Genomic DNA, 25,504 nt, shown 5'->3' on the forward strand with positions numbered 1-25,504 from the left:
TGGCTTTTTTCGTTAACCACAAAGGAGGTTGAGATGGACAAGTCACCCGACGCCTACTGGAAAGCGACACTGCGCCTCATTGGCACAGTGCTCGTGATCTGGTTTGCGGTCTCCTACCTAGCGGGGATCTTGTTGGCCCCGGTGCTCAATAGCATCCATCTGGGCGGATATCCGTTGGGCTTCTGGTTCGCCCAGCAGGGCTCGATCTATGTCTTCGTCGCGTTGATCTTCTGGTACGCGAAGAGAATGGATGACATCGACCGCGAGTTCGATGTCCACGAAGACTGAGGGGAGGAAACAGCATGTCACTGAATGCCTGGATTTGGCTGATCGTCGGGCTTTCGTTCGCGCTCTATATCGGGATCGCGATCTGGGCCCGCGCTGGTAGCACTTCGGAGTTTTACGCAGCAGGGGGTGGGGTTCCGCCGGTGATGAACGGGATGGCGACCGCTGCCGACTGGATGAGTGCCGCATCGTTCATCTCGATGGCTGGCCTCATTTCGAACTTGGGTTACGGCGGTGGCGTCTTCCTGATGGGATGGACGGGGGGTTACGTCCTTCTGGCGATGACACTTGCACCGTACCTGCGCAAATTCGGTAAATTCACCGTGCCGCAGTTCATCGGGGATCGGTATTACTCCAAAACCGCTGCGGTCGTCGCGGTGCTTTGCCTCTTGATCGCGTCGATCACCTACATCATCGGGCAGATGACCGGTGTTGGCGTGGCGTTCTCCCGCTTTCTCGGGATCTCCAAAGAGATGGGGATCTACATCGGGATGGCGATCGTCTTCATGTACGCAGTTTTCGGCGGCATGAAGGGGATCACCTACACGCAGGTGGCGCAATACATCGTGTTGATCGTGGCCTATACGATCCCGGCGATCTTCATCTCCGCAATGCTCACCGGCAACCCGCTTCCGCAGTTGGCGTTGGGCTCCACCTTGAAGGGCTCAGACGTCTACCTGCTGGAGCGCCTGGATCAGATCGTCACCGAGCTGGGCTTCGGGAAATATACGACGACCACGGTGGGGAGCACCCTCAACATGTTCGTCTATACCCTGAGCCTGATGATCGGCACCGCCGGCTTGCCGCACGTGATCATGCGCTTCTTTACCGTGCCGCGCGTGAAAGACGCGCGCGCTTCAGCAGGCTGGGCGCTCGTCTTCATCGCGATCCTCTACACCACGGCGCCGGCGGTCGGGGCGATGGCGCGCTACAACCTTTTGGCCACGGTTTATCCCGCTGCGCTCGAGAACAAGCCGATGGTGACCGCTGACCAAGGGATCCGCTACGAAGAGCGCCCCGATTGGATGAAGCGTTGGGAAGTGACGGGTCTGCTCATGTTCTCCGACAAGAACGGAGACGGCCGCATCCAGTACTACAACGACAAGACCAAAGACGAAGCCGCGAAGCAGAAGTTCGAACAAGCCGGCTGGAAAGGCAACGAATTGACGGTGGACGCCGATATCATCGTGTTGGCGAACCCGGAGATCGCGATGCTTCCGAACTGGGTGATCGGCTTGATCGCAGCAGGGGGTCTGGCGGCTGCGCTCTCGACCGCCGCGGGGCTCTTGATGGCGATCTCGGCTGCGATTTCGCATGACCTGGTGAAAGGGGTGTTTGCGCCGAACATCAGTGAGAAAGGTGAGCTGATGGCGGGCCGAATTGCGATGGCGATCTCGATCGTCATTGCCGGCTACCTGGGGCTCAACCCGCCGGGCTTCGCAGCAGGGACCGTCGCACTGGCATTCGGTTTGGCCGCCTCTTCGCTCTTCCCGGCGATCATGATGGGGATCTTCTCGAAGAAGATGAACAAAGAGGGGGTGATTGCCGGGATGATCGCCGGTATTGTCGTGACCCTCTTCTACGTCTTCGCACACAAGGGGATCTTCTTCATCAAGGGCACCGAGTATCTCGACCTGATCGGCGGGCCGAACAGCTTCTTCGGGATCACGCCTGAGGCGTTCGGTGCGGTGGGGGCAGCGGTGAACTTCATCGTTGCGTTCCTCGTCGATAAGTTCACACCGGAACCCCCGGCGCACATCCAGGCGTTGGTGGAAAGCGTCCGCGTGCCGCGCGGTGCCAAAGCGGTGGATGGCGCACACGTCCACTGATCGTCCGGTTTGGTCCCTGCCTCGGTTGGCCCGAGGCAGACAGGCCAGACCGCTTGCCGGAACTCCGGTATAATGCGCAGGCCGCCAACTTCGGTTGGCGGCTTGTTTTCTGAGGATACGACCTATGGAAAGCATCCATTTGACCGTCTCGCTTGCGATCAATTGGATCCTCTTTTTGGCACTTTTTCCAGTAACCTTCGTCTGGTTACGCCGCGCGTTTCGTATCATCGTCCAGCGCGACTACTCCGAAGTGGCATTGAAAGGGGGAGAGCCGCCGCCCGATCCGGAACGGTGGGCGCCGTACACCGCGGCAATCAATCTCGTTGCCGGTGCGGTCACCGCGTATGTGATCTATGGTGTGATCGTCTTGGCACTACCGTTCGATACCTGGACCGCGATTGCGGGAACGACGATCTGGTTGAAATTGATCCTGGATTTTGCGCTCAGTCGACACGCCCATTGGCGGGCGAAGCAAGCGCTGAAAGCTGAGCGCGCGCAGAACGCGCCCAACGATTGACCAGCACGGCGTAGCCGGTTGCCAATACGGTAAAAAGTACGAGTGAAAAAAACGAGAGATTGAGGAAGCTGAGTGGAATGCCCCAGAGGGTGATCCGGCTCATCGGCTCGGCCCACCAGACGATCGCAAAGTTGTAGAGCAGCCAGACGACAAGTTCGGCCCACGTCAAACGGCGCGTGCGTTGCCAAAACGCTTTGCGGATCGTTTCCGCCCGCGCGTTGCGTTCGTCGTGGGTCAGCATTGGCATCGTGACCGCGCCTCAGCCCGAGAGAAAGCAGCCAAAAGAAAAGGGCGCTTGGTTGCGCCCCTTTCGCGGCTACGGCATGGCTTCGTAGAGCGGCAACGTCAGGAATTCGGGGAATTCCGGATCCAATGCGATCTTCTCGAAGATTTGCGCCGCTTGTTCATACGTTTCCAGCGGTTCGCCTTGGGCGGCGACCACCGCTTTCACCTTGTCGAGCTCTTCCGGGATCAGGGAGCGGACGAGCTCTGCGGTGACCTTGCGTCCGTCGGTCAAGATCCCTTTCGGGCTATAGACCCATTGCCACACTTGCGAGCGCGCGATCTCTGCGGTTGCGGCATCTTCCATCAGGTTGTGGATCGCGACGGCACCGTTGCCGTTGAGCCATGCGCCCAGGTAGTGGATCGCCACGTTGATGTTGTTGCGCAGCCCCGCTTCGGTGATCGGCTGTTCCGGACGGAAATCGAGTAGCTCCTTCGCCGTGAAGGTTTCCGTACGCTGTTTTTCCCACTGGTTGGGTTTGTCGCCGAGCACCGCGACGAACTCTTCCATCGCGATCGGCACCAAACCGGGGTGGGCGACCCAGCCGCCGTCGAAGCCGTCATTCGCGTCGCGCCGCTTGTCTTTGCGCACACCTTCGAGCGCACGCGCGTTCGCTTCCGGGTCGTTTTTGATCGGGATCAGCGCGCTCATACCGCCGATCGCCGGGGCGCCGCGCTTATGGCACGCCTTGACGACCGAAAGGGCGTAGGCGCGCATGAACGGGACTTCCATGGTGATCAAATTGCGGTCGGCCAGGCAGAAGTCTTTGTTTTTCTTGAACTTTTTGATGCAGGAGAAGATGTAGTCCCAGCGCCCTGCGTTGAGACCTGCCGAGTGGTCACGCAGTTCATAGAGGATTTCTTCCATCTCGAACGCGGCCAGGATCGTTTCGATGAGAACAGTCGCTTTGATCGTGCCCCGCGGCAGTCCCAATTCGTCTTCGGCGAAATGGAAGACGTCGTTCCACAACCGCGCTTCGAGATGGTTTTCGAGCTTCGGCAGGTAGTAGAAGGGGCCGGCGCCGCGCGCGATCTGCTCTTTGGCGTTGTGGAAAAAGGCCAAGCCGAAATCGAAAAGCCCACCAGAGACGCGTTGCCCGTCGACAAGAACGTGTTTTTCGTCCAGGTGCCAGCCGCGCGGACGGATTTGCAGCACCGCGATTTTCTCATTCAGTTTGTATTCCTTGCCGTTTTCGGCAACGAAATCGATCTGACGGCGAATCGCGTCATAGACGTTGATCTGCCCTTGGATCTGGTTGAACCAGTTGGGACTGTTCGCGTCTTCGAAGTCGGTCATGTAGCTGTCCGCGCCGGAGTTGAACGCGTTGATCACCATCTTGCGATCCGACGCAGGGCCTGTGATTTCGACGCGGCGGCATTCCAACGCTTTGGGCACCGGTGCGATCTTCCAGTCGCCTTCGCGAATGTGCGCCGTTTCGGGAAGGAAATTGGGCATTTCCCCTGCGTCGATGCGCGCTTGCCGTTCGACGCGCGCGCGCAGGAGTTCTTGCCGCCGTGGTTCGAATTTCCGGTGCAGTTTGGCTACGAATGACAGCGCCTCTGGTGTCAGAATCTCGTCGAAGCGTGGGTGCATCGGGGCGTTGATCGTCACGCCGTCAGGTAGTGCAGACATCGTTTTTGTCTCCCTAAGTCACAATGAACGGATTTTTCCGCAACGAGTTGCGTTACGGGGCTCCATAGACGGAAACGAAATAATAGCAGGTGAGCGCGGTTCCGACGAAGAGGACGAAGGTGCGAAGCCACTTCGCGGGTAAGCGTCGCGCGACGCGACCAGCGAGATATCCCCCGACACTGGCGCTCATCGCGGTGACCACGAGGTGGGGCCAGCTCACCGCACCGCCGATAACGAAGGTCGCCGCTGCTACCGTATAGATCGCCGCTGAGAGCAGGTTTTTGAGGGCCTGGATTTCATGGATGTCTTCGATGCGTTGCAGCGCAATCGCCGCGATCATCACAATTCCCATCCCTGCGCCAAAGAAACCGCCGTAGATCGCGACGAAGAACTGGAACAGACGCGCACCCGGGTGGGCAATGCTGCTGCCGGGGGGCGCTATGACGGTATCGTTTCGTTTCTCGGCCAGGGGTTGGGGCGAAATGGCTGATGCAGCGGTTTGCCGCTGCTTCGTAAGCCAGCGGTTGATGCGTGGTGGCGCGGCAAAAAGCAGTGTTGCAATGAGCAAAAGCCAAGGAATGAGCGTTGCGAAGGTTCGGTTGGGGGTGAAAAGCAAAAGCACAGCACCCAGCGCGCCTCCGATCAACGCAATCACGACCATTACGACAAGGTGGTGGGCATAGCGGCGCAATTCGTGCCGGTACGCCCAGGCGGTGAAGAGGCTCGCTGGCCAGAGCGCCACCGAATTGGTGGCATTGGCGACAACCGGGGGCAAACCGGCTGCGAGCAGTGCCGGAAAGGAGAAGAAGGTGCCGCCGCCAGCGAGCGCATTCATCGCCCCCGCGGCGGCACCGCCCAGAATCACACCGAACCACGCGGTGAATGGGGTGTCGAGAAATTCCATGAGGCGCGTACGCGCGTCAGACCGCTGCGCCCAGGAGGTAGTCCCTCATTTTGAGATCTTCCTGGATCACATGGTGGATCAACCAGTCGCGCAACAGTTGTAACAGCGCTTCTTTATTTTCCTTGGGTAGACTATCGGCTGAGGTTTGTTGGGAGTGGGCCAGCAGGATCTTTTCGGTCAGGTCGTTGAGGCGCCGGACGAGCGTTTCGTGGGCTTGCGCGTGCTTGTGAAAGTGGGGGTAGTCAATTTTTCGCATGACCGACTCTTCACGCGCAAAGTGATCACGCGTGTAGTCGTGAAGCGCGTCGAGCGCAAGCGTAAGCACCCCCATCGAGGCATGCGTGACAAAGAGGGATTGCACCTCGTTGATGAGTTCGATCAACCGCTTGTGGTCTTTGTCGATCTTTTCATGACCCACCGCGAGTTGCGGACGCCACTCTAAGGGCGTAAAACCGGATTTGTCGTTGGCCATGGAACGCGCACGGTAGCAAAGATGGATATACAGAGATTATACTGATCACTGCGCGTTGTCAGCAGGTCGTTTGCGATGCCTCCACCTTGTCCCTTGTGTGCGTCAGAAGTGTTGCCCATCGTTTGGCAAAACCGAATGTGTCGCGTCGTATGGGTGCAAGATCCCGAGTATCCGGGATATCTCCGTGTGATCTGGCAGCGGCACGTCGAGGAGATGACTGATCTTTCCTGGGCTGAGGCGAACCATCTGTGGCGGATTTTATGGGGCGTCGAGCGTGCCCTCCGCGCGGAGGCGCAACCCGACAAGGTCAATCTGGCTGCGTTCGGGAACGTGGTGCCGCACCTGCATTGGCATGTGATCCCTCGTTACCGAGACGATCCCCATTTTCCTGAGCCCTACTGGGGTCGACGCGTCCGCAATCGCCCGTCCGTTCGGGCCGTTGCGACATGCGAAACGATGCGTGCCGCGCTGACTGCCGAATTGGGGCGCGGCGAAGATGTCGCGTTGGTGTGAGGTTTTACGGTACAATTGCGCCCGATCGGAGGCGTGGCCGAGTGGTTTAAGGCAGCGGTCTTGAAAACCGCCAGGGGTTTGCGCCCCTCGTGAGTTCGAATCTCACCGCCTCCGCCATCCCTTGCATACCGACGATCTGTTTTCGTGCCAAGGAACGCTGAAGGGGTTCAAAACTTCTCCGGTCGTAACACGCCCACTTCGAACGTATAAGCCACCACGGCATAATGGCGGAAGTAGTGGGTCAGGACGTGATCGAGAATCGCGTCGGCAACTTCCGGCGAACAGAGTACCTCGATGCGGACCGTTTTCGCGGCTTCCCATTCACCGCTGCGGGAACCGCGGGAGCCCTGACCGCGGACTTCGCAGACGCTGTAACCATGGGCACCCAGGCGCATCACGTCGGTAGTGAGCAGCCCTTCGATCGCTTCTTCGGCAATGATCACGACGAGTTGTCGGGTAGCGCGCGTTTTCATCTCGTTATCCAATGATCTGTTGGGATACGAAATAATACAGCGGGATGCCAACCAGAATGTTGAAGGGGAAGGTGACCACGAGCGATGCGCCGATCGAGAGCGCCGGGTTGGCTTCGGGCACGGCGATGCGCATCGCTGCGGGGGCCGCGATGTAGGAGGCGCTCGCGGCGAGCGTTGCCAACAGCATCGCGCCGCCTGCGGAAAGGCCGGCGATTGCCGCGGCGATGAATCCTAGGGTAGCAGAGATGAGCGGCATCACGACACCGAAAACCGTCAGAAATACCCCGGCACGCTTCAGCGCGTCGATCTGCCCGGCCGCGACGAGCCCCATTTCCAAGAGAAAGAGCGATAGCGCTCCTTTGAAGCCGACGAAATAGAACGGTTCGAGCGGGGCGATCTTTTCGGGGCCGGCGAGCCAACCCACGACGAGTCCCCCTGCCAAGAGCACGATACTTTTCCCTAAAAGGACCTCGTGCGCGAGTGGTCCCCAGCGGACGGTTTGGAGGTTACCCATCCGCGCCAGAAGAATCCCGACGATGATCCCGGGGATCTCAAGAAGGACGAGGAAAAGCGGCGCGTACGCTTCGAATGGGACGTTTTTGGCGCGGAGAAAGTCGAGCGCGACCGCAAACGTCACCGCGCCCACCGAACCGTAATGACCGGCGATCGACGCGGCGTCGGGCCGCGGCAGTCGACCCAAACGGGTGAGGATGGGAAACGCAACGAGCGGGATGAGCACGCCCAAGAGGATCGTTACCCCTGCTTTGGGTGCGACTTCGAAGAAAGGCTCTTTGGCAAGTTCCACACCGCCTTTGAGACCGATCGCCAGGAGCAGATAGATCGAAAGGGCTTCGTAGAGTTGTCCGGGGATTTTGAGGTCAGAACGCGCGAGTCGCGCCAGAAAACCCAGTACGAAGAAGAGCGGAACCGGATCGAATGCCATGATTGCTTCCGACGAAATGATCGTAATTCATAATTATAACGCCGTGCGCGCCGCATAGCTGTCACGCGAGTGCGCAATGCGCACCCCTACGGCGCGGGCGTTTGGGTAAAAATCTGGTTTGGCAAGCGTCACCTCGACCCAATCGATTTTCGGATCGTGGCGAAAGAGGTGGTCGACGAGTTCGGTGGCGAGCGATTCCAGGAGATCGACGTGGGGCTCCGTGTGCCAAGCGGTGATGCGGTCGACGGCGAGCGAATAGTCGATGCACGCGCTGAGGTCATGCGGACGGATCGGCAGCGCGCCGCGTGCGCGAACGGAGACGAGTAAGCGTTGCGGGGCCAGCCGTTCGTGCGGGCACAGCCCCACCGGGACGACCACTTCCATCTCGTCGATGAACACTTCGTACATAGGCATTCGTCTTCAGGCGTATCGGCGCGATTGTAGCGGCATTGTTTGAGAAGGCAAAAAACGGGGCGGCGCAAATCGAGCGAGCCGCGGTCGGCAGAAATCGAAGCGGTCGATATGGGCTTTGTTGTGCGAAAATCCTAGGGTCACGGTGAGGGCGAGGGAAGATGACACCGCACACAGTCGATATCGTCGTTCTGGCTGCGGGAAAAGGGACGCGGATGCGTTCGGCGCGGCCAAAGGTGTTGCAGCCGCTTGCGGGGCGGCCACTCCTTTTTCACGTGCTCGATACCGCAGAAGCGCTCGCTCCCGCGCAAGGCGTGGTGGTGGTCGGTCATGAAGCGGCGCAGGTAACCGCTGCGCTCGCGGCGTGGTATTCGCGCCAGAGGGTGTCTGCAAGCAGTGGGAACGGGCCGACTGCGCCACAGAAGGCGCCCGAGCAAACCGGTTCAGACATCTGGCGCACGGTGGCGCAGACGCCGCAGCTTGGCACCGGTCATGCGCTGCAGGTAGCGCTACCGGCGCTCGCCGATTCGCCAGCACGATGGGTTCTGGTCCTCTACGGTGACGTTCCGCTCATTCGGCCGTCGACGCTCGTGCGGCTCGTCGCCGCGGCAACCGCGTGCGACGGGGTCGCGCTGCTTACGGTGACCCTCGAAAATCCGAGCGGGTACGGGCGAATCGTGCGCGATGGCGCAGGTGGTGTTGCCGCAATCGTCGAAGAGAAAGATGCGGATGCAGCCACACGTGCGGTTCGCGAAGTCAATACCGGTGTGATGGTCTTGCCGAAAGCGCGTTTGGCTGCTTGGCTCGCCGCGCTTACCCCCAACAACGTGCAAGAGGAGTATTACCTCACCGACGTGGTGGCGCGTGCGGTGGCCGAGGGGGTGCCGGTGGTTGCGGTGCAACCGGAGACGGTGGAAGAGACGCTCGGGGTCAATGACAAGCGGCAGCTTGCGGAATTGGAACGGATTTTCCAACGGCAGACGGCGGAACAGCTTCTGGCGGCGGGGGTGACCCTGCTCGACCCAGCGCGGTTCGACGTGCGCGGGGAGCTTACCTGCGGGCGTGACGTGACGATCGACGTCGGTTGCCTCTTCCTGGGCGAGGTGGTGTTGCACGACGACGTGGTGGTCGGCGCGCACTCTGTGCTGCAGGACTGCGTAGTTGGGCCGGGGACGCGCATCGAGCCCTTTTCGCATATCGTCGGGGCGCAGATCGGCGCGAACGCGGTGATCGGCCCCTACGCCCGCATACGGCCCAAGACGGTGCTCGCCGACGGGGTGCATATCGGTAACTTCGTCGAAGTGAAGAACAGCGAAATCGGCGAAGGGAGCAAAGCCAACCACCTGAGTTATCTGGGCGACGCGACGGTGGGATCTCGGGTCAATATCGGCGCCGGAACGATCACCTGCAACTACGACGGAGCGAACAAATACCGGACGGTGATCGAGGACGACGCGTTCATCGGCAGCGATACGCAACTGGTTGCGCCGGTGCGGGTCGGGCGCGGCGCAACGTTGGGAGCGGGCACGACGCTCACCAAAGACGCGCCGCCAGAGGCGCTGACGCTTTCGCGAGCACCGCAGCGCTCGATCACGGGCTGGAAGCGCCCCCAGAAGAAACGATGAGCGGTTGGCGTGCGCATGCAGGGTTGGGGGCAGGTAGGGTGGTGAAGCGCGGCCAACGGTAACGAACGACGAACTGAAGAGGGCAGAGCACGATGTGTGGGATCGTCGCGGCGGTAGCCGCTAATGGAAGCATGGTCGATTTCTTGCTCGACGGGTTGGCGCGACTCGAATATCGCGGGTACGACTCTGCAGGCATTGCGGTGGTCGATGACGCTGGGGTGCTGCAGCGCGCGCGGGGAACGGGCCGGGTTGCGGCGTTGGCAGAGGCGGTGCGTCGCCAGGGGCTCAGCGGGCGGGTGGGCATCGCCCATACCCGTTGGGCAACCCACGGGGCACCGACCGAAGCGAACGCGCACCCCCATGTGGTGGGTAGCGTTGCGCTCGTCCATAACGGGATCATCGAAAACGCCAACGCGTTGCGCGCCGAATTGTCTGCGCACGGGGCGGTTTTCGCGTCCGAGACCGATACCGAGGTGATCGTCCATCTGGTGGCGCAGGCACGTGCCGCAGGGGCATCGCTCCTCGCCGCGGTGCAGCAGGCCGTGGCGCGCCTTCAAGGGGCTTTTGCGATCGCGGTGCTCGACGCGAACGACCCACAGCGGTTGGTCGTGGCGCGTCGCGGTTCCCCGTTGGTGTTGGGCGTGGGCGAAGGGGCGAACTTCGCGGCGTCCGACGTCTCGGCGTTGGTTTCCCACACACGCCAGGTGATCTGGCTGGAAGAGGGGGACGTGGCCGAATTGACCCCCGCATCGGTGACGGTCGTCGCGGCGGATGGTACGCCCGTGGCGCGCCCCATCCGCACTACGGCGCTCACCGCAGACGCGGTGGCGTTGGGGGGGTACCGCCACTACATGCAGAAGGAGATCTTCGAGCAGCCGCAGGCGATCGCCAATACCGTCGGCGCGATCGGCGGTGGCGTCGCGTTGGGGTCCGCGCTCTTTGGGGCGACCGAGCAGTGGCTAGACCAGATCGACCGGGTGCTGATTTTGGCGTGCGGCACCAGCTACCATGCCGGAATGGTCGCACGCTACTGGCTCGAAGCGGTGGCGGGGATTCCGACGGTGGTCGAAATCGCGAGCGAATACCGCTACCGCGACAGCGTTCCGCATCCAGCAACGCTTGTGGTGGCGATTTCGCAATCGGGCGAAACCGCCGATACCCTCGCGGCGCTCGAACATGCCCATCAACTGGGGATGACGAAGAGCCTGGCGATCTGTAACGTACCAGAGTCGGCTTTGACCCGCACCGCGGCGGCAACCTTTCTCACCCATGCCGGACCGGAGATCGGAGTCGCGTCGACGAAAGCCTTCACGACCCAATTGGTGGCGCTGGCGCTGCTCACCTTGACGTTGGCGAAGCTGCGCGGCCGGCTCACCCCCGAAGCGGAAGCAGCGGAATTGACGCGGTTACGCCATTTGCCGGTGGCGCTACAGGCGGTGTTGGCGAAGGAAGCGGAGATCGCTGCGTGGGCGCCCCATTTCGCCGACAAAGCGCACGCGCTCTTTTTGGGGCGCGGGGTCCATTGGCCGATCGCGATGGAAGGGGCGTTGAAACTGAAAGAGATCAGCTACATCCATGCGGAGGCCTATCCCGCGGGCGAACTGAAGCATGGGCCGCTTGCGCTCGTCGATGCCCTGATGCCGGTGGTTGCGGTGGCGCCGAACGATCAGTTGCTCGACAAGCTCATGTCCAACCTGGAAGAGGTGCGCGCCCGCGGCGGCGAACTCTACGTCTTCGCCGATCAGGGGGTGAGCATACCGCAGGTGCCGCACCTGCACGCGATCCAGTTGCCGGAACACTACGGGCTCTTTTCTCCGATCGTCCATGTAGTGCCGCTACAACTCCTGGCATATCACGTGGCGCTCGTGCGGGGAACCGATGTCGACAAGCCTCGGAACCTGGCAAAGAGTGTGACGGTGGAGTGACGCGCGTCCCCCGCCTTCCGTTTTCACCCGGTGCGGGGTGTTCCGCCCCGCCTGAAAAACGGAAGCGGGTGGATGGGGTTCAGGGGATCAAGAAGACGTGCACCCGCCGCGGCCCATGGGCGCCCAACTGGATCGTCTGCTCGACGTCTCCGGTGCGTGAGGGGCCAGCGACGAAGTTGATGGTGCGCGGCAGATGTTCGCGCCAATCGGTTGTGTCGTCACCCAGTTCGCGGCGCAGCAGCGCCCAGAACTCCTCGAAATGGGAGACGATGCGGGACTGCGATAGCAGCACGAGGTGGTTGTCGGGCACGAACCGGTGGGTGGTGGGATGCACGGGGGCGGAGAGGAAGACAACACTTCCCACTTCGGCGATGCCAGCGTACGCTTCGCTCACCGCGGTTTCCGTGGTGACGGTTGCCGGTTCGCAGCGCAGTTGCCACGCAGCAGGCCAGGGGAGGTCGAGGAGGGTGCCGCTCGCGTGTGTGGGCGGTGTGGCACCCACTTCGGCACACCACGCCGCGACCGCTTCGGGAAGGGCGTCGCGGGAAGGGAGTTCGTGCACCGTTCCGGCACGTGCGGTCCAAAGTCGTTGCCATCGTGCCGCGACTGGTTCAGAGAACGCCAGCCGGGGGTGGGGTGCGCGCGGGGTGATCGCAGCGGCACGCGCAGCGGGATCGGCAGGCTCAACTGCGCCATTTTTGCCCAGCGCAGCGCGGATCGCAGCGAGCACCCGTTCACGACCGTCGGCGTGCCGGGTGGCGGTGCTGTCGTTTGCCGAAGCGGAGTCCAGCCGTTCGGGTCGTTGCGACGTGGGAAAGCCTGCGGTTGCGTTCATCGCTCGCCTCCGTTTGGGTTTTCGCGTTTGGCGTGCCACAGTTCGAGAAAGGTGCGTCCCGGGGGCGTGGGCAGGTCACGAACCCCAAACCAGCCGCGGGCGAAGGGAAACCAGTCAAGCGTCTTGCGCCCGCGCGCCCACGCGGCGAGCAGCCTGACTTTGACCCGTTCCGCGGCATGGTAGAGCGCAGGGCGGGTTGCGAGCCAGCGCCAGAGGGTGAGGGCCCGTCCTTCCAGCGCCGGACGAAGGCCCGCTTTGTGCTGTTCGTGGCGAAGACGGCGCAGCAGGTCCGGCAATGGGATTTTCACCGGGCACACTTCACCGCAACGACCGTTCAGCGTGCAGGCGTTGGGCAGATCGAGCGCGTTGTCGAGTCCGGTAAAGAGCGGAGTCAAGACCGATCCCATCGGCCCCGGGTAGACCCAACCGTACGCATGCCCGCCGATCGCGCCATAGACCGGGCAATGGTTCATGCACGCGCCGCAGCGGATACAGCGCAACATCGGACGGAACGGTCCATCGAGCATCCGGCTGCGTCCGTTGTCGACGAGCACGACGTGAAACGCCTCGGGGCCGTCCTGGTCGCCTGCGCGGCGCGGGCCGACGGAGTAGGTGGTGTAGGTTTCGCTGTCTTGCCCCGTTGCGGAACGCGCGAGCAAACGCAGAAAGAGCGCAACGTCCTCGAGGGTGCCGACCACCCGCTCGATTCCGGCGGTGACGATATGGACCCGTGCGAGCGTCTGCGTGAGGTCACCGTTCCCTTCGTTGGTGACGATGAGGGTCTGTCCCGTCTCGGCTACGAGGAAGTTCGCGCCGGTGATGCCGACGTCTGCTTGGAAGTACTTTTGTCGCAGCTGCAACCGCGCCTCGGTGACCAGCCCTTCGACGGTCGTTTGCCGCGGCGTGCCATGCGCGGCTTCGAAGAGGTCGGAGATCTGCTCTTTGGTTTTGTGGACCGCGGGGGCGATGATGTGTGAAGGAGCTTCTCCCGCCAGCTGAATGATGTACTCCCCTAGGTCGGTTTCGACGATTTCGTACCCCGCTGCCTCCAGCGCCTCGTTGAGCCCGATCTCCTCGGAGACCATCGATTTGCCCTTGGTGATCACGCGGGCGTTCGCTGCGGCGCAGATCTCCAGAATGATGCGGCGCGCCGCGTCGGCATCGGGTGCCCAATGGACGACACCGCCGTGGCGGGTGACCTCTGCTTCGAACGCGGCGAGGTAGGTGTCGAGGTTGGCCAGGATTTCGTCTTTGCGCTGGGCGCCCGCTTCGCGCAACTGCTCGAATTCGGGGACGAGCGCAACCGCTTTCGCGCGTTTGCCGATGAAGCCATCCGCGGCACGGGAAAGCGCCGCCTGGAGATTGGGCTCGTGCAGCGCGAAGACCGCTTGTTCGCGAAAGCGGCGTGGAGTGCGGCTGGTCATCGGGTGACACAGCTGGGCTTTTGTCGATTGCTCGCTCATTGCATGCTCCCGCGGGATCGCGTCAGCCATTCAAACCGGGACCATTTGCCAGCCCCGCCAGCACTTCGAGGGTATGATAGACCCGGACCGGGGCATGGATGCGCGCAAGCCGCCCGGCAATGTTCATCAGACAACCCAGGTCGCCGCCTAAGAGCACTTGCGCGCCGCTCTTCAGGATGTTTTGCACTTTGCGTTCGACCATCGCTTCAGAAAGTTCCGGATATTTGACGCAGAAGGTGCCACCGAACCCGCAACACACCTCGGCCTCTGCCATCTCCACCAGCGTCAGCCCTTCGACACGGGCAAGGAGCTGGCGCGGTTGTCCCTTGATCCCCAGGCTGCGCAAGCCGGAACAGGAGTCGTGGTAGGTGACGCGATAGGGGAACCGGACCCGTGGGAGTTGTTCCAATGGAACCTGTTGGGCGAAGTAGCTCAGCGCTTCCCACGACTTGGCTGCGAGCCGTTGCGCGCGTTCCCGCCATTCGGGATCGTCTTTGAGCAGTTCCGGATAGTCGTGGCGAATCGTCGCAAGGCACGAGCCCGAAGGCGCGATGAGATAATCGAAGGGTTCGAACGCGGCGATGGTCTGCTTCGCAAGCGCACGGGCGGCATCCCAGTCCCCCGCGTTGTAGCCGGGTTGCCCGCAGCAGGTTTGCGCGAACGGGACTTCGACGCGGTGCCCCGTGGCTTCCAAGAGTTGCGCAAGCGCCATCGCGATGTTGGGACGGATGGTATTGACCAGGCAGGTCACAAAGAGACCGACGCGGGGTTGGGTAGCCATAGTACGAAAACACGAGCGGGAAGACCCGCTCATTATACTGAGCAGGAGGCGCACTTGTCGATCGGGAACAGAAATTGGGTGCGACGCAAGCAATGGGGGATCGCGTGGCGCCTAGCGCTGCTCTGCGGTTGGCTGGGCATCGCGCAGACGCAACCGGTGGCGCAAGCCGAAACGGCACAAGCGTGCGCGCAGGCTGGTTCCGCCGAAGCGATTTGGCAGCCGTGGCCGACGGTAGTGGTGCCGTCTGCGCGCGAAGCCCCCGCGAAAGTGGTCGCACGCGAGTCGGCAACCGTCGCGCCGGAAGTCGCTGGCCGAATCGAAAAACTCCCCGTGCGCGTGGGGGACCAGGTGGCGGCAGGCGATGTGGTCGCGGAGCTCGACGCGTCGCTGTTGCGCTTGGCGCGCGACGAAGCGGCGGCGGCGTATGCCGCGGCGCAAACGCGGGTGGCGCAGGCGAAACGGTTACTTGCCCAAGCAGAGCGGTTGCTTGCCCAACGGGTGGGCAACCGCGACAACATGGCGGCTGCCGAAGAGCAGTTGCGGATCGCCGAGCAGGAGGCGGCTGCGCGGGCGGCGCAACGGGCGCAAGCCGAATGGCGCTTGGCGCACGCGGTGGTGCGCGCGCCGTTTGCCGGTGTGGTCACCGCACGCTTGGCGCAGGAAGGAAACTGGGTCGCTGCGGGACAAGGGATCGCGGTGGTGACCTCGGCCGAGCAGGAGGTGGTCGCGCAGGTGGTGGGCGATCAGGCAGCGGAGCTTGCCCATGCTGCCGCGTCACCTCGCTTCGTGCCGTTCGTAACCGGACATTCATCCGCGCTCATCTCCGATCCCTCTTCTGATCCGGCCGCGGAAATCGCGCTCACCTGGGTCGCAACCAACGCGGTGCGTGACGCGCCCGGACAGCGCACGACGGTGCGGTTTCGCTTCACGCACCCTCATCCATTGGCCGCAGGAACCGTGGGGCGGGTCCGGTGGCAATCGTCGGCACGCATCGCGCCGCCAGAAGCGGTCACGACCTTCGACGGTCGCGTCGGGGTTTGGGTGCGACGTAACCCCACTGCGCCGCCCCGTTTTCTGGCGTTACCAGACGCCCTTCCGGGGCGCAGCGCCGTGGTGGCGTTACCGTCTGGGTGGTTACCTGAGGAGGCGCAGATCGCGGTGGGTCGCCAGGGGGGGCTTGCGTGGGCATACGTGGGTGCGCGTACACCCCGATCCGAAACTCGCGCGGAGTGCGGGCAATGAGTGGGTTTGTGCGCCGCTTGTTGGAAAATGGGCCGCTGGCGAACCTTGCGTTTTTGCTGGTCGTTGCGCTCGGGGTCGCCAGTTATCTGACGATGCCCCGGGCGCGCGACCCCGAAATCAATTTCAACTGGGTCAATGTCTGGACGGTCTATCCTGGGGCGAGCGCCGAAGATGTCGCGCGAAAGATCACCGAGCCGCTCGAAGAGGCGCTGCGCACCGTTTCCGATATCCGCTATTTGGTGTCGACCTCGCGTGAGGGGCTGTCGTCGATCTTGGTCCGTTTCGAACGCCTGGACGACGCCACCTTTGCGCGCCGCGTCGAAGAGGTACGGCGTGAGGTGCTCAACAAGGCGAACGACCTGCCGGAGACCGCGAAAACCCCACGCGTGATGGAGATCACGACCTCGAACGGTTTTCCAACCGCGATGCTCGCGTTGTACGGACCGGTGGGTGGGGAGACGCTGCGTGCGACTGCGGAGCGGATCAAACGGGACCTCGAGCACCTTCCGGGGGTAGATCGCGCGTTGGTCTTCGGCTTTCGCGAACCGGAATTGCAGATACGTTTCGACCCGATCGCGTTGGCGGCGCTGGGCGTTGCCCCTGTGACGCTCGCGGATCAAGTGCGCGCCTGGTTCCGCGATCTGGCTGCTGGGCGGGTGCGGATCGCTGGCGAAGAGTGGCTCGCTCGGGTACAGGGCGAAACGGTTTCTGCCGAGGCGCTCGCCCAGTTACCGATCCAAGTGGCGCGTACCAACGACCCGGTACCGGCGCTGCTGCCACTTTCCCAGCTTGCCGAGGTTCAGGAAGGGGCGGAGCGCGCCCGTCAACTCGTCCGTTTCCACGGTCATCCGGCGCTCCTCGTTTCGATCACCAAAAAGGCGAAGGCGAACACCCTTCAGCTTTTGGACGCGCTCAACCGTTATATCGACGAGCACAATTCGGGGCTCGAAGCGCTGGGGCTGCGGCTTGCGCTCGTCGATGACCAAACCCCGGAGACGCGCGCAGCAATCGGTGTGATGGAACAGAACGCGCTGGTGGGCCTTGCGCTGGTTCTGGTAATGGTCGGGTTTTTCCTGGGGCGGCATTTGGCGCTGCTGGTGGCTGCGGGGATGGTTTTTGCGCTTGCGGGGGCAATGGCTGTATTGGCCGTGAGCGGCAGTACGCTCAATTTGACGGTGCTCTTGGGGGTGGTGATCGCGCTCGGGATGCTTGTCGACGATGCGGTGGTGATCGTTGAAGCGATCCACGACAAGATCGTGCAGGGGGTGCCGGCGCAGCAGGCGGTCTTTGCCGGGTTGCGCGAAGTGGCCGCGCCCGTGGCAAGCGCGGTGCTCACCACAGTGGCGGCGTTTCTGCCACTCATGCTCCTGCCCGGCATTCTGGGCGATTTTTTGCGGGTCGTTCCCGTCGTCGTCACTGTGGCGCTGGCGATGAGCCTCGTCGAAGCCTATTGGTTACTTCCGGCGCACATCTTGACGATGCATGCGGCGTTCGATCGGCCGCGTTCGCGCTGGGGGCTCTGGCGCGAGCGCTTTCAGCGCCGCTTGCGCAATCGCTATGGTCGGTGGCTGGTATGGGCGCTACGCCGACCGAAACGGGCGGCGGTGCTTGCGTTCCTGGCGTTCGCTGCTGCGGTGGCGTTGGTGGTGAGTGGCACCGTTCGGGTGCAGTTTTTCGCGTTCGAAACGATTCGGCTCTTCTATATCCATGCCGATCTGCCGGTCGGGACACCGCTTTCTGAGACGCTCGCGGTTGCCGACCGGATGCGGCAGGCGGTGGAAGCGACACTGCCTGCCGAGGAGCTGCGCGCGGCGGTGGCGATGGCGGGCGTGAAATTCACCGATACCGAACCGCTTTATGCCGACCACCATGCCCAGGTGATCGTTTCGCTCAACCCCCGCACACCGAACGGGCGAAGTACCGAAGCGGTGATCGATGCGCTGCGCGACGCGGTGACCGCCGCGGCGAAACCCTACACCGCGTCGTTCTTGATCGTCAAAGGGGGGCCGCCCGCGCAGCGCCCGGTGAGCGTCAAGGTGCGCTCCGACGACGACGCTGCGCGCGACGCCGTGGTGGCGCTCGTCAAAGAGTGGCTCCGCGACATCCCGGGGGTGAAGGACATTCAGGATGATCAGGCGGCCGGGCGCCCCACCATGGAATTGCGCTGGCGCCCGGAGGCGCTGGCCGACGCGAACCTCGACGTCGTCACTGCGACCCGAACCGCGGCGCTTCTTGCCGACGGCGAGTACGTGGGGGAGACGCGGCGGGGCGGTGAGACCTGGCGGGTGATCGTCCAGGCAAAACCCGTTGCGTGGCCGAGCGTCCCGTCGTGGCTCGATTTGCCGATCGTGACGCCTGCGGGTGGTGCGGTGCCGTTATCGGTATTGGCCGACGTGACGGTGCGCGAAACGGCGGGCGTGGTGCGCCGTTACCAATACACCCGTTCGGTGACGGTGGAAGCGGAACTCGACCGCACGGTTGCCGAGACCCAAGCGGTGAACGCAGAGCTACTGCGGCGTTGGCAGGCGGTGGCGGCGCAGTATCCCAACGTCACGCTCGACTTCACCGGCGAGCTCGACGACATCAAGGAAAGCCTTGCGGCATTGCAGAAAATCTTCCTAGTCGGGGTGGGGTTGATCTATCTCATTTTGGCCACTCAGTTTCGCAGCTACGTGCAGCCACTGGTGATCCTGGTGACGGTGCCGTTGGCGTTTACCGGCGTGGTTTTCGGGTTGGCCGCGTCCGGTTTGCCGCTCTCGCTTTACACGATGTACGGGGTGGTCGCGCTCACCGGAATCGCGGTCAATAGCGCGATCGTGCTCGTTGCTGCGGTGAACGACCGCCGCAGCGCCGGGATGAGCCCGATTCACGCCGTGGTGACCGCGGCACGGCGGCGGATCGTCCCGATCCTCATCACGTCGGGCACGACGATCGGTGGGCTCTTTTCTCTGGCAACGGGTCTGGCCGGTCACTCGCTCCTCTGGGGGCCGGTGGCGTCGAGTATCGTCTGGGGGCTGGGCGTTTCGACGATCCTCACCCTTTTCGTGGTGCCGCTCCTGTTGCTCGCGCTGTTGCGGGGTCAAGCGAAACGGGTTGCAATGGTCTGAATGGTGGGCAGTGGTTTTCTGACTCGAAAGTCGTTACAATCCTTCGCAAATAACGAGTCGATACGATGAACACACCCACGATCCTGCCCCAACTGGTCAATCCGAACCCAGCCCCGTTCCTGCCGATGAGTCGCGCCGAAATGGATGCACTCGGGTGGGACGCCTGTGACGTCGTCTTGGTCACGGGCGACGCGTACGTCGACCACCCCAGTTTTGGCATGGCGCTCGTTGGGCGGCTGTTGGAAGCGCACGGTTTGCGCGTGGGGATCATCAGCCAGCCGGATTGGCGCAGTGCCGAACCGTTTCGCGCGCTGGGGCGGCCCCGCCTCTTTTTCGGGGTTACCGCCGGTAATATGGATTCGATGGTGAACCACTATACGTCGGATCGCCGCATCCGCAGTGACGATGCCTATACCCCGGGTGGTGTTGCGGGCAAACGTCCCGACCGGGCGGTGATCGTCTATACCCAGCGGTGCCGCGAAGCCTTTCCTGGCGTGCCGGTGGTCATCGGCGGGATCGAAGCGAGTTTGCGTCGCATCGCCCAGTATGACCACTGGAGCGAAAAGGTGCGGCGCTCGATCCTGCTCGACGCGAAAGCCGATTTGCTGCTCTATGGCAATGCCGAGCGCGCGCTCGTTGTGCTCATTACCCGGTTGCAAGCAGGCGAACCGCTTGAGTCGATCCGTGACCTGCGGGGGTCGGCGTTTGCGGTGAAGCCAGGTTGGCTGCCCGGTCCCGAATGGGTGGAGCTCGACGCCACCGACCCCGATCGCCCGGTCGAGCAGCCCAAAGGGGCGGCACGCGAACGCACGGTGGTGCGGTTGCCGGCGTTCGAAACGGTGGCGGCAAACCCGTTGGCCTATGCGCACGCCTCGCGCCTCCTGCATCTGGAATCGAACCCATTCAACGCGCGCGCGTTGGTGCAACGGCACGGGGTTGGGCCGGGCGCGCGCGATCTGTGGGTCAATCCGCCGCCGTTGCCGCTCACCACGGAAGAGATGGATTTCCTCTACGAACGGCCCTATGCACGCCGTCCCCACCCCAGCTACGGCAACGCACGTATTCCCGCGTGGGAGATGATCCGTTTTTCGGTGAGCATCATGCGCGGCTGTTTCGGTGGGTGCACGTTTTGCTCGATCACCGAACACGAAGGGCGGATCATCCAGAACCGGTCGCAGGAATCGATTGTGCGCGAAATTGCCGCGATTCGCGACAAGACGCCCGGTTTTTCCGGCCACATCACCGATCTGGGCGGTCCCACGGCCAACATGTACCGGATGCGGTGCAAGGACCCTGCGATCGAGTCGCGCTGCCGCCGCCTTTCGTGCGTCTATCCGGACGTCTGCGAAAACTTGGGCGGGACCGACCATCGACCCCTCATCGCGCTCTATCGTGCGGCACGGCAAGTGCCCGGCGTGAAGCTGGTGACGATCGGTTCTGGCGTGCGTTACGACCTGGCGGTGAAAAGTCCCGAATACGTCAAAGAGCTGGTGCAGCACCATGTGAGCGGGCGGTTGAAGATCGCCCCGGAGCATACCGAACCGGAGCCGCTCGCGCACATGATGAAACCGGGGGTCGAAACGTACTACCGCTTCCGCGCGCTCTTCGAACGCTACTCGAAAGCAGCAGGGAAACGGCAACAACTAATCCCGTATTTCATCGCGGCGCACCCCGGAACTACCGACGAGGCAATGGTGAACCTTGCGCTCTGGCTGAAGCAGAACGGGTTCAAACCGGACCAAGTGCAGACCTTTTTGCCAACCCCGATGGCGTTGGCAACCGCGATGTACCATTCCGGACGCAACCCGTTGAAACGGTTGGCAAACGGGGGAAAGCCGGTTACCGTCGTGCGCAAAGGGCGGCAACGGCGGCTGCACAAAGCCCTCCTGCGCTGGCACGACCCCGCCAATTGGCCGCTCATTCGGGAAGCGTTGCGCGCGCTGGGGCGGCGTGACCTCATCGGGTATGGACCCAATGCGCTGGTGCCGCCGGTCGATCCCCCCATACAGCGTCAAAGAACAAGCGCAGGGCAACCCCACAAGCGGTTACCCCAACGCGCATCGACACCACGAAAACAGGGAGTGAAGCGTCCGTGAGTACTCAGCCTCCAGGTGCTACGCCAGAGGAACCGGCGTGGCGCGAAGCGTTGCGTTTGATGATGCCGTTGTCGCTTGGCTTGATCCCGTGGTCGATCGCCACGGGGCTTACGATGCGCGCTTATGGATTGAGCGAAGGCGAAGCGGCGGCGATGAACCTCTTCGTCTACGCGGCAACGGCGCAGCTGGGCACGTTGCCGTTGATCGTTGCCGGGGCACCGATCGCAATCGTCTGGCTTACCGCCGCTGTGCTCAATTTGCGCTTCGTGATTTACAGTGCGGCGATCTCGCCAGCGTTTCACCACCAATCGTGGGCACGGCGTGCGTTGGGCAGTTACTGGCTGGTCGATGCGCTGTTCATCGTGTTGGGGCCGCGGCTCACAGAAGAACCTGACCCCGAGCGGCGCTGGCGCATGTTTTTCGCGGCTGGCCTCTGGTGTTGGTGGCTGTGGCAGCTTTTCGGACTGGTTGGGATTTTCGGCGCGGAATGGTTGCCGCGTGACTGGCCGCTCACCTTCATGGGCACGATCGCGCTGCTGGTGCTTTTGGTGCCGCTTGTCAAAGAGGCAGCGATGCGCGTCACCGCGCTCACTTCGGCAACGGTGGCGATCCTGGCGTACGACCTGCCGCTCAAAAGCGGCGTGGTCGTTGCGGTGCTCGCCGGGCTGGCTGCCGGTGGTGCTTGGACCTGGTGGCATGCGCGCCGCCAAGGAGCGTGAGTATGGCAGAAGCACACGGCGTCTGGGGTTGGGGCTATCTTCCCATTTTTTTGCTCCTCTTTTGGGCCACTTGGCTCACCCGCGGCGCGTTCTTGCTGTTCGGGGAAAAGGTACGGTTACCGCAATCGGTGCAGATGTGGTTGCGCTACGCCCCCGCGGCAGCGCTGGGCGCGCTGGTTGCACCAGACCTCTTTCTGGCCGGTGGGGAAGTCGCGTTCAAGCCGGAGCTGGTTGCGGCAGTGGTGGTGATGGTCTCCGCCGCGTTCTGGCGCAACCCGTGGGCCCCTTTCGCGTTGGGGATGCTGACGCTGGTGGCGCTACAAAACGCGTTCCCGGGGTAGCGGCATGCCAGAATTGCCTGAGGTCGAAACGGTCAAGCGAGGACTGATGCCACTCATCGGTCAGCAGTGGCGGCACACTACCGTTCGCCGGGCAGACCTACGCCGTCCACTCGATGCTTCGGCATTTTTGCCGTGGCGCGATGCTACGGTCTGCGCCGTCACCCGGCGCGCCAAAGTGGTGGCGTTGGAACTGGCGCGTGCAGACGGTGCGCGCGCCTATCTGCGCTTTCACCTGGGGATGAGTGGGCGGCTCTACTTCACGGATCCCGCGTCTGATTGGCTGCCTCACGAACATCTGGAGCTCGCTTTTTCTGCGTCGGTCCTGCGCTTTCGCGATCCGCGCCGCTTCGGTTGGTGCGACCTGTTGCCAGCCGACGACTATGCCCGTTGGTCGGCAACCCTCGCGCCCGAACCCTTTTCACCCGCATTGACCCCGGAATGGGCGATGCACCGCGCCGGACGTGCCAGCATCAAAGCGGTGCTGCTTTCTGGTCGTGTCGTGGTGGGCGTGGGCAACATCTATGCGTGTGAGGCGCTCTACCACGCCGGGATTGCGCCGCAGCGCCCAGCGGAAACGCTTTCCGCGGACGAATGGGCGCGACTCATCGCGGCAGTGCGTGCGGTGCTCGACGCCGCGATCGCCGCTGGTGGGACCAGCTTTCGGGACTACGTCACCGTCGATGGCGCGCAAGGGTGGTTTCAATTGCAGCTTGCGGTCTATGGGCAAGAGGGGAAGCCTTGCGGCCGGTGCGGGACGCCGATCGAACGGATCGTGCAGCAGAGGCGAAGCACCTGGTGGTGCCCGCGGTGTCAGGCGGATTGATCGTTCGATCGATCCTTTTTGTGCTACCCTTTTACTTCTTCACGACAGTCTTGAGCCGAAATGGCACTGGGTCAGTACCTGATCGATTTCGACGCGTGGCGGGGGTCGGTTCGCTCGGCGCTCCTAATCGTGCAGCAGGCGCTTAGCGATGCCGGAGTGGCTGGGCGTGAGCGCGTGCGCGCCCGGTTGCTCGAAGCGTTCGATGCCGTGGATACCCAACGGCTGCGGGTCGCGTTCCTGGCCGAATTCTCCCGTGGCAAGACCGAACTGATCAACGCGCTTTTTTTTGCCGACCATGGCGAACGGATATTGCCGTCGCGGACGGGGCGCACCACGATGTGCCCAACCGAGCTCGAATGGTTCGACGGTGTAACCCCCGAAGTGCTGCTCTTGCCGATCGCTGCCGCGCGCGACGTCACGTTACGCGACGCCCGCATGCAGCCGGAGCTCTGGACGCGGCGACCGTTCGACCCGCAGGACACGCAGAGCGTCTTAGCGGCAACGCAAGGGGTTTGCGAAGTCGAACAGGTGTCGGTCGATGAGGCGGAGTCGCTCGGATTTCGCATCGACCCCAGCGGCGAAAACGGGCTCGAACCGCAGCCCGACGGAACCGTTCTGGTTCCGGCCTGGCGCCACGCGATCATCCGCTATCCGCACCCGCTCCTCGCCGCGGGGCTGGTGATCGTCGATACCCCTGGACTCAACGCGATCGGGGCGGAGATCGACCTCACCCTGTCGCTGTTGCCCGAATGTCAAGCCATCGTCTTCGTGCTGGGTGTCGATACGGGTGTTACCCGCAGCGACCTCGCGGTTTGGCGCCGGTTCATCCAAAGCGGTGGTGACCGCTCCGCTGCGACCTTGGTGGTGCTTAACAAGATCGACGCGCTGGAGGATGGGCTGCGCAGCGAAGCCGAGATCGAAGCGGAGATCGACGCGCGGGTTGCCGACGTCGCACACCATTTGGGCGTTTCGGTCTCGCACATTTTCCCGCTTTCGGCGCAACGGGCGCTGGTGGGGCGCATTCGGCGCGACGACGCGTTGGTGACGCGGTCGCGGATCACGGAGTTCGAAGCGGCGCTTTCCGAAGCGCTGGTCGATCGTCGTCTGGAGATCAGCGAAATTCACCTCAAAGCCGCGTTGGAGGGGCTCCTTGCCGCAACTGGGATCGAAGCCAAATTGACGCAGCTCCACGGCCAGCTGGAAGAGCTCAACGGGCTGCGCCACAAGAACCGCGCTCGGATGCTCTACCTCCTCAAGAAGGTGCAGAGCGAAAAAGAGGAGCTCGACGCATTGGCCGAGCGCAGCAAAGCGGCGAAAGCGCTGTTCGCTCGTGAAGCGAAAGCGCTGCTCGAGCTCATCGGTCGGCGGCGGATTCGCGCAGAAGTCGAGCGGGTGGTCGCGGCGCTCCAGCAGGCGACCTTTTCAGCGCAGATGCGCAGCGAAATCGAACGTTTTTTCGACCGCATCTCGGAGTGGCTTGAGGGAGGCAACCGCAAACTCGGCGAATTGAAAACGATGGTGGACAAGCTCTACCACCGCTTCGAAACGGAGTATGGGCTCAAATGCGATCCCCCTTCGGAGCCGCCGCAGTACGAGACCTTCATCGCGAGCATCCAGGACGTACGGGAAGCGGCGCTCGAACAGGTGGCCGGGTGGGGGTTTCTCTTTTCCCACGGCAAAAAACGGGTGATCGAGCAGTTTGCGTCGCTGGTTGGGCGGGAGATCGAAGCCCGTTGGGAACGCCACTACCGTCAGTTTCTGGCGTGGGTTCGGGTGGTGATGGTGCCGATGGACGAAGCATTGGCCGAACAAGCCGAAGCGCTGGAAAAGCGGATGCAAAGCCTGGCGCGCATCCGCGATTCCGTAGACACTCTGGAACCCCAGATCGCGGCGCTCGAAGCCGAGTACCAGGCGTGGCAAAACCACTGCGCCCGCATTGCCGCGGCAATCGACGGGGTTCGTTCCGCAGCGGGGCTTTGAGTGCGTCGGCACAGACCAAGGGCAGCGGTTGCCGCAACCCCTTCAAGCCCGATTCACGACTCCGGTCTCAACCAGGATTCCACTTGCGCGCGCGCGGGAACGCTGCCGGCATGAACCACTTTCCCGTCGATCACAACACCCGGTGTGCTCATCACCCCGTAGCGCATGATCTCGGGCAGTGATTCCACTTTTTCCAGTTGAATCGAGACGCCCAACGCATTGGCTACCGACTCGATCAGTTGTACCGTATTCTTACAATTCGCACAGCCGGTACCCAAAACTTTGATTTCCATTGCGGACTCCTT

The 25,504-nt window shown here is 62.8% G+C and carries 24 protein-coding genes and 1 tRNA gene; 14 read left to right on the forward strand and 11 right to left on the reverse strand.

Annotated elements, in window-relative coordinates; genetic code table 11:
* Window positions 1-33 precede the first annotated feature (33 nt).
* The 3 genes from ACYQ4Z_RS08415 (at window position 34) to ACYQ4Z_RS08425 (ending at window position 2,631) form a co-directional block, all read left to right on the forward strand.
* Entirely contained in the window at window positions 34-288 is a 255-nt protein-coding gene (locus ACYQ4Z_RS08415; RefSeq protein WP_438438247.1) for a DUF4212 domain-containing protein, read from the forward strand.
* 14 nt (window positions 289-302) lie between these two features.
* Complete coding sequence (locus ACYQ4Z_RS08420) at window positions 303-2,114, forward strand: sodium:solute symporter family protein (protein WP_219972213.1); 1,812 nt, start codon at window positions 303-305, stop codon at window positions 2,112-2,114.
* A 124-nt stretch (window positions 2,115-2,238) separates the two neighbouring features.
* Entirely contained in the window at window positions 2,239-2,631 is a 393-nt protein-coding gene (locus ACYQ4Z_RS08425; protein WP_197713662.1) for a hypothetical protein, read from the forward strand.
* On the opposite strand, the gene ACYQ4Z_RS08430 is transcribed toward ACYQ4Z_RS08425, so the two are convergent.
* From ACYQ4Z_RS08430 to ACYQ4Z_RS08445, 4 genes are all read right to left on the reverse strand, one after another.
* Window positions 2,558-2,878, reverse strand: coding sequence for a DUF4212 domain-containing protein (locus tag ACYQ4Z_RS08430; RefSeq protein ID WP_119335643.1), 321 nt, complete (start codon window positions 2,876-2,878; stop codon window positions 2,558-2,560). The genes ACYQ4Z_RS08425 and ACYQ4Z_RS08430 overlap by 74 nt on opposite strands.
* Before the next feature lie 69 nt (window positions 2,879-2,947).
* Complete coding sequence (aceB, locus tag ACYQ4Z_RS08435; RefSeq protein WP_119335642.1) at window positions 2,948-4,546, reverse strand: malate synthase A; 1,599 nt, start codon at window positions 4,544-4,546, stop codon at window positions 2,948-2,950.
* A 52-nt stretch (window positions 4,547-4,598) separates the two neighbouring features.
* A complete protein-coding gene (locus ACYQ4Z_RS08440) occupies window positions 4,599-5,450 on the reverse strand; it encodes a sulfite exporter TauE/SafE family protein (RefSeq protein WP_459860656.1) in 852 nt (283 codons plus the stop codon).
* 16 nt (window positions 5,451-5,466) lie between these two features.
* On the reverse strand, window positions 5,467-5,922 hold the full coding sequence (locus tag ACYQ4Z_RS08445) for a bacteriohemerythrin (protein ID WP_119335640.1): 456 nt from the start codon (window positions 5,920-5,922) through the stop codon (window positions 5,467-5,469).
* A gap of 75 nt (window positions 5,923-5,997) precedes the next feature.
* On the opposite strand from ACYQ4Z_RS08445, the gene ACYQ4Z_RS08450 reads away from it, so the two are divergent.
* Together ACYQ4Z_RS08450 and ACYQ4Z_RS08455 are read left to right on the forward strand one after the other, a co-directional pair.
* The gene (locus ACYQ4Z_RS08450; RefSeq protein WP_119335639.1) at window positions 5,998-6,435 is read left to right on the forward strand and encodes an HIT family protein; all 438 of its coding nucleotides are present in this window, start codon (window positions 5,998-6,000) and stop codon (window positions 6,433-6,435) included.
* A 27-nt stretch (window positions 6,436-6,462) separates the two neighbouring features.
* A tRNA-Ser gene (locus ACYQ4Z_RS08455) sits at window positions 6,463-6,552 on the forward strand.
* Between the two features lie 50 nt (window positions 6,553-6,602).
* On the opposite strand, the gene ACYQ4Z_RS08460 is transcribed toward ACYQ4Z_RS08455, so the two are convergent.
* The 3 genes from ACYQ4Z_RS08460 to ACYQ4Z_RS08470 are packed head-to-tail and all read right to left on the reverse strand — an operon-like array spanning window position 6,603 to window position 8,259.
* Window positions 6,603-6,908 carry a P-II family nitrogen regulator gene (locus tag ACYQ4Z_RS08460; protein WP_055424392.1) on the reverse strand — a complete coding sequence of 102 codons (306 nt, stop codon included), beginning with the start codon at window positions 6,906-6,908 and terminating at the stop codon, window positions 6,603-6,605.
* A 4-nt stretch (window positions 6,909-6,912) separates the two neighbouring features.
* On the reverse strand, window positions 6,913-7,851 hold the full coding sequence (locus ACYQ4Z_RS08465) for a sodium-dependent bicarbonate transport family permease (protein ID WP_459860658.1): 939 nt from the start codon (window positions 7,849-7,851) through the stop codon (window positions 6,913-6,915).
* 33 nt (window positions 7,852-7,884) lie between these two features.
* Window positions 7,885-8,259, reverse strand: a complete 375-nt coding sequence (locus ACYQ4Z_RS08470; RefSeq protein ID WP_170210840.1) for a dihydroneopterin aldolase — start codon at window positions 8,257-8,259, stop codon at window positions 7,885-7,887.
* A gap of 164 nt (window positions 8,260-8,423) precedes the next feature.
* Between ACYQ4Z_RS08470 and glmU the strand changes: the two genes are divergently transcribed.
* Both glmU and glmS read left to right on the forward strand, forming a co-directional pair.
* Window positions 8,424-9,887 carry a bifunctional UDP-N-acetylglucosamine diphosphorylase/glucosamine-1-phosphate N-acetyltransferase GlmU gene (glmU, locus tag ACYQ4Z_RS08475; protein ID WP_459860660.1) on the forward strand — a complete coding sequence of 488 codons (1,464 nt, stop codon included), beginning with the start codon at window positions 8,424-8,426 and terminating at the stop codon, window positions 9,885-9,887.
* Window positions 9,888-9,979: 92 nt separating this feature from the next.
* Complete coding sequence (gene glmS / locus ACYQ4Z_RS08480; RefSeq protein ID WP_219973343.1) at window positions 9,980-11,812, forward strand: glutamine--fructose-6-phosphate transaminase (isomerizing); 1,833 nt, start codon at window positions 9,980-9,982, stop codon at window positions 11,810-11,812.
* A 79-nt stretch (window positions 11,813-11,891) separates the two neighbouring features.
* On the opposite strand, the gene ACYQ4Z_RS08485 is transcribed toward glmS, so the two are convergent.
* From ACYQ4Z_RS08485 to ACYQ4Z_RS08495, 3 genes are all read right to left on the reverse strand, one after another.
* Window positions 11,892-12,647, reverse strand: a complete 756-nt coding sequence (locus ACYQ4Z_RS08485; RefSeq protein WP_285614745.1) for a LutC/YkgG family protein — start codon at window positions 12,645-12,647, stop codon at window positions 11,892-11,894.
* Window positions 12,644-14,071 carry a LutB/LldF family L-lactate oxidation iron-sulfur protein gene (locus ACYQ4Z_RS08490; RefSeq protein ID WP_349497529.1) on the reverse strand — a complete coding sequence of 476 codons (1,428 nt, stop codon included), beginning with the start codon at window positions 14,069-14,071 and terminating at the stop codon, window positions 12,644-12,646. The genes ACYQ4Z_RS08485 and ACYQ4Z_RS08490 overlap by 4 nt, the downstream gene beginning before the upstream one ends.
* A 61-nt stretch (window positions 14,072-14,132) precedes the next feature.
* Entirely contained in the window at window positions 14,133-14,891 is a 759-nt protein-coding gene (locus ACYQ4Z_RS08495; RefSeq protein WP_170141319.1) for a (Fe-S)-binding protein, read from the reverse strand.
* Between the two features lie 78 nt (window positions 14,892-14,969).
* Here ACYQ4Z_RS08495 and ACYQ4Z_RS08500 point away from each other — a divergent pair, with 78 nt between their 5' ends.
* The 7 genes from ACYQ4Z_RS08500 (at window position 14,970) to ACYQ4Z_RS08530 (ending at window position 25,199) form a co-directional block, all read left to right on the forward strand.
* The gene (locus ACYQ4Z_RS08500; protein WP_170141318.1) at window positions 14,970-16,133 is read left to right on the forward strand and encodes an efflux RND transporter periplasmic adaptor subunit; all 1,164 of its coding nucleotides are present in this window, start codon (window positions 14,970-14,972) and stop codon (window positions 16,131-16,133) included.
* On the forward strand, window positions 16,130-19,240 hold the full coding sequence (locus ACYQ4Z_RS08505; RefSeq protein WP_219973349.1) for an efflux RND transporter permease subunit: 3,111 nt from the start codon (window positions 16,130-16,132) through the stop codon (window positions 19,238-19,240). The genes ACYQ4Z_RS08500 and ACYQ4Z_RS08505 overlap by 4 nt, the downstream gene beginning before the upstream one ends.
* Before the next feature lie 65 nt (window positions 19,241-19,305).
* A complete protein-coding gene (locus tag ACYQ4Z_RS08510) occupies window positions 19,306-21,336 on the forward strand; it encodes a YgiQ family radical SAM protein (protein ID WP_459860661.1) in 2,031 nt (676 codons plus the stop codon).
* Window positions 21,333-22,055 (forward strand): AzlC family ABC transporter permease, encoded by a 723-nt coding sequence (locus ACYQ4Z_RS08515; RefSeq protein WP_459860662.1) that lies wholly within the window; start codon window positions 21,333-21,335, stop codon window positions 22,053-22,055. Before ACYQ4Z_RS08510 ends, ACYQ4Z_RS08515 begins: the two co-directional genes overlap by 4 nt.
* Before the next feature lie 2 nt (window positions 22,056-22,057).
* Window positions 22,058-22,396, forward strand: coding sequence for an AzlD domain-containing protein (locus ACYQ4Z_RS08520; RefSeq protein ID WP_119335631.1), 339 nt, complete (start codon window positions 22,058-22,060; stop codon window positions 22,394-22,396).
* A 4-nt stretch (window positions 22,397-22,400) separates the two neighbouring features.
* Window positions 22,401-23,219, forward strand: coding sequence for a bifunctional DNA-formamidopyrimidine glycosylase/DNA-(apurinic or apyrimidinic site) lyase (mutM, locus tag ACYQ4Z_RS08525; protein ID WP_119335630.1), 819 nt, complete (start codon window positions 22,401-22,403; stop codon window positions 23,217-23,219).
* A gap of 60 nt (window positions 23,220-23,279) precedes the next feature.
* Window positions 23,280-25,199, forward strand: a complete 1,920-nt coding sequence (locus ACYQ4Z_RS08530) for a dynamin family protein (protein WP_459860663.1) — start codon at window positions 23,280-23,282, stop codon at window positions 25,197-25,199.
* A 53-nt stretch (window positions 25,200-25,252) separates the two neighbouring features.
* Here ACYQ4Z_RS08530 and ACYQ4Z_RS08535 read toward each other — a convergent pair whose 3' ends face one another.
* Window positions 25,253-25,492, reverse strand: coding sequence for a thioredoxin family protein (locus tag ACYQ4Z_RS08535; protein ID WP_459860664.1), 240 nt, complete (start codon window positions 25,490-25,492; stop codon window positions 25,253-25,255).
* Window positions 25,493-25,504: the final 12 nt, after the last annotated feature.

The organism is Hydrogenophilus hirschii (assembly GCF_054656675.1).

What these genes read in the sequence shown, in the direction of transcription:
- ACYQ4Z_RS08460 (WP_055424392.1), bottom strand. Translation starts at nt 6,908, where the DNA reads ATGAAAACGCGCGCTACCCGACAACTCGTCGTGATCATTGCCGAAGAA.
- glmS (WP_219973343.1), top strand. Translation starts at nt 9,980, where the DNA reads ATGTGTGGGATCGTCGCGGCGGTAGCCGCTAATGGAAGCATGGTCGAT.
- ACYQ4Z_RS08520 (WP_119335631.1), top strand. Translation starts at nt 22,058, where the DNA reads ATGGCAGAAGCACACGGCGTCTGGGGTTGGGGCTATCTTCCCATTTTT.
- glmU (WP_459860660.1), top strand. Translation starts at nt 8,424, where the DNA reads ATGACACCGCACACAGTCGATATCGTCGTTCTGGCTGCGGGAAAAGGG.
- ACYQ4Z_RS08470 (WP_170210840.1), bottom strand. Translation starts at nt 8,259, where the DNA reads ATGTACGAAGTGTTCATCGACGAGATGGAAGTGGTCGTCCCGGTGGGG.
- ACYQ4Z_RS08430 (WP_119335643.1), bottom strand. Translation starts at nt 2,878, where the DNA reads ATGCCAATGCTGACCCACGACGAACGCAACGCGCGGGCGGAAACGATC.
- ACYQ4Z_RS08530 (WP_459860663.1), top strand. Translation starts at nt 23,280, where the DNA reads ATGGCACTGGGTCAGTACCTGATCGATTTCGACGCGTGGCGGGGGTCG.
- mutM (WP_119335630.1), top strand. Translation starts at nt 22,401, where the DNA reads ATGCCAGAATTGCCTGAGGTCGAAACGGTCAAGCGAGGACTGATGCCA.
- ACYQ4Z_RS08485 (WP_285614745.1), bottom strand. Translation starts at nt 12,647, where the DNA reads ATGAACGCAACCGCAGGCTTTCCCACGTCGCAACGACCCGAACGGCTG.
- ACYQ4Z_RS08445 (WP_119335640.1), bottom strand. Translation starts at nt 5,922, where the DNA reads ATGGCCAACGACAAATCCGGTTTTACGCCCTTAGAGTGGCGTCCGCAA.
- ACYQ4Z_RS08505 (WP_219973349.1), top strand. Translation starts at nt 16,130, where the DNA reads ATGAGTGGGTTTGTGCGCCGCTTGTTGGAAAATGGGCCGCTGGCGAAC.
- ACYQ4Z_RS08535 (WP_459860664.1), bottom strand. Translation starts at nt 25,492, where the DNA reads ATGGAAATCAAAGTTTTGGGTACCGGCTGTGCGAATTGTAAGAATACG.
- ACYQ4Z_RS08495 (WP_170141319.1), bottom strand. Translation starts at nt 14,891, where the DNA reads ATGGCTACCCAACCCCGCGTCGGTCTCTTTGTGACCTGCCTGGTCAAT.
- ACYQ4Z_RS08415 (WP_438438247.1), top strand. Translation starts at nt 34, where the DNA reads ATGGACAAGTCACCCGACGCCTACTGGAAAGCGACACTGCGCCTCATT.
- aceB (WP_119335642.1), bottom strand. Translation starts at nt 4,546, where the DNA reads ATGTCTGCACTACCTGACGGCGTGACGATCAACGCCCCGATGCACCCA.
- ACYQ4Z_RS08440 (WP_459860656.1), bottom strand. Translation starts at nt 5,450, where the DNA reads ATGGAATTTCTCGACACCCCATTCACCGCGTGGTTCGGTGTGATTCTG.
- ACYQ4Z_RS08450 (WP_119335639.1), top strand. Translation starts at nt 5,998, where the DNA reads ATGCCTCCACCTTGTCCCTTGTGTGCGTCAGAAGTGTTGCCCATCGTT.
- ACYQ4Z_RS08425 (WP_197713662.1), top strand. Translation starts at nt 2,239, where the DNA reads ATGGAAAGCATCCATTTGACCGTCTCGCTTGCGATCAATTGGATCCTC.
- ACYQ4Z_RS08420 (WP_219972213.1), top strand. Translation starts at nt 303, where the DNA reads ATGTCACTGAATGCCTGGATTTGGCTGATCGTCGGGCTTTCGTTCGCG.
- ACYQ4Z_RS08510 (WP_459860661.1), top strand. Translation starts at nt 19,306, where the DNA reads ATGAACACACCCACGATCCTGCCCCAACTGGTCAATCCGAACCCAGCC.
- ACYQ4Z_RS08490 (WP_349497529.1), bottom strand. Translation starts at nt 14,071, where the DNA reads ATGACCAGCCGCACTCCACGCCGCTTTCGCGAACAAGCGGTCTTCGCG.
- ACYQ4Z_RS08465 (WP_459860658.1), bottom strand. Translation starts at nt 7,851, where the DNA reads ATGGCATTCGATCCGGTTCCGCTCTTCTTCGTACTGGGTTTTCTGGCG.